The organism is Deinococcus rhizophilus (assembly GCF_030271215.1).
Taxonomy (GTDB): Bacteria; Deinococcota; Deinococci; order Deinococcales; family Deinococcaceae; genus Deinococcus; species Deinococcus rhizophilus.
Genome location: NZ_JASNGB010000316.1, coordinates 1 through 1,530 on the forward strand (window position 1 = coordinate 1; position 1,530 = coordinate 1,530).

At 73.7% G+C, this 1,530-nt stretch carries 2 protein-coding genes and 1 pseudogene; 1 reads left to right on the forward strand and 2 read right to left on the reverse strand.

The features are described from left to right. Nucleotides 1-372, reverse strand: a pseudogene (locus tag QOL99_RS16970) (N-acetylmuramoyl-L-alanine amidase); the annotation flags it as partial. Between the two features lie 113 nt (nt 373-485). Here QOL99_RS16970 and QOL99_RS16975 point away from each other — a divergent pair. Further along, nucleotides 486-1,118: a hypothetical protein gene (locus QOL99_RS16975; RefSeq protein WP_285525559.1), complete on the forward strand. Its 633-nt coding sequence runs from the start codon at nt 486-488 to the stop codon at nt 1,116-1,118. Between the two features lie 150 nt (nt 1,119-1,268). Here QOL99_RS16975 and QOL99_RS16980 read toward each other — a convergent pair. Continuing rightward, a partial coding sequence (locus QOL99_RS16980) for an HD-GYP domain-containing protein (RefSeq protein ID WP_285525561.1) occupies nt 1,269-1,530 on the reverse strand: 262 nt, incomplete at its 5' end.

The following is a 1,530-nucleotide window of genomic DNA, read 5'->3' on the forward strand; positions in this document are numbered from 1 at the left end:
CGCAGGCTTGGGGGCCGCATTCGCCGCCGGGGTCCGCAGCGCGTCCACCACCAGCCGGGCGGGCTGGCCTCCCCCGGCGGGCAGGACCTCCACCCGCGCCCCGGAAAAGCCCGGCGTCAGGGTGAGGGTGACCGTGGCGCCGCTGACGCGGTAGGCGCTCAGGCCCGGCACCGCGAGCTTGCCCGAGGCGGTGGGCAGGCTCAGGCCGAGCTTCACGGTGACAGTCTGACCCCTGACCGTGCTCGCCGCCGTGGTGACGCGGGGCAGGTCGAAGACGGCGCGGGTGTAGCCGTCGTGCGCCCACACGCGGGGAGCCGCCGAGGCGACGGGGGCGAGCAGCAGCAGCGGCGCGAGGGGAAGAAGTCGCTTCACTGCCCCCGAGTGTACCCCCCGTTTCTTGGAGAGTGGATGAAGAATCTGGCAGGCTGAAGCGGGTCTGACGCCCCCGCTCACCGGGCTCAGTGGGGGGCCGCTAGGGTGGGGGGATGAAGCGACTTCTCCTTCCCCTTCTCGCGGCCCTGACCGTGGGCATGGGCAGCGCCGTGACCTTTGGTGGGCTGAACGTGACCCCGCGCGGGGCCCAGAACCTCAACCTCGAAACCGGGGCCACCGAGTTTCCCTCGGGCGGCACCGTGACCGACAGCAAGGGCGGCGTGCGGCTGACCGCCGAGCGGCTGCAACTGCTCCCCGGCGAGCGCCTCAGCGCCCAGGGGGTCACCCTGACCACCCGGCAGGGCGGCACCCTGCGGGCGGCGAGCCTCACCTACGACCTCAGGGGCGGCGTCGTGACCGCGACCGGCACGCCGAGCTACAGCGACGCCCGCATGAAGGGCCTGATCGCCCAGCGGATGGTCCTGAACGTGAGGACCGGCTTCGTGAGCGCCCACGGGGGCGTGCGGGCCCAGAGCCCGCAGCTCAGCGCCGCCGCCCTCGCCTTCGACGGCCGCACCGCGCAGACGGTGCTGGCAGGCCCCGCCCGGCTGAGCGCCAGCGGCAGCGCCCTGGAAGCGGGCGCGGGCGGGCACCTGCTGCTGACCTTCAGTGCCCAGCGCCTGCTGCGGGCCACCGCCAAACCCGACGCGGGCACCCTGAAACGGTTCGCCCCCTACCTGAAGTAACGCGGGGACACGCGGAGCGGCGCCAAGGGGACTGTCCCCGGCGCCGCTCTCCTTGCCCTCTTGCGGTAAGTGGGGTGGACTGCAACGCCGTCCCAGCGTGGCAAAACCCCACCGGGTTTCTGAAGGTTATGAACCCGTCCGCACCGCTGCTCAGCGCAGGAGGTCGTCGAAGCCCAGCACGTCCCGCACGAAGAGTCGGGCGAGGCGGGGGTCGAACTGGCGGCCCGCCTCGCGCAGCACCAGCCGGGCCGCCTCGCGCCCACACCAGGCGGGCTTGTAGGGCCGGACGCTGACCAGCGCGTCGTACACGTCCGCGATCGCCACGATCCGGGCCGCGAGGGGCACCCGGTCCCGGCGCAGGCCACGGGGGTAGCCGCCCCCGTCCCAGCGTTCGTGGTGGTGGCGCACGGCG

Excerpts from the sequence above, each read along its gene's own strand:
- QOL99_RS16975 (WP_285525559.1), top strand. The coding sequence starts at position 486 with ATGAAGCGACTTCTCCTTCCCCTTCTCGCGGCCCTGACCGTGGGCATG.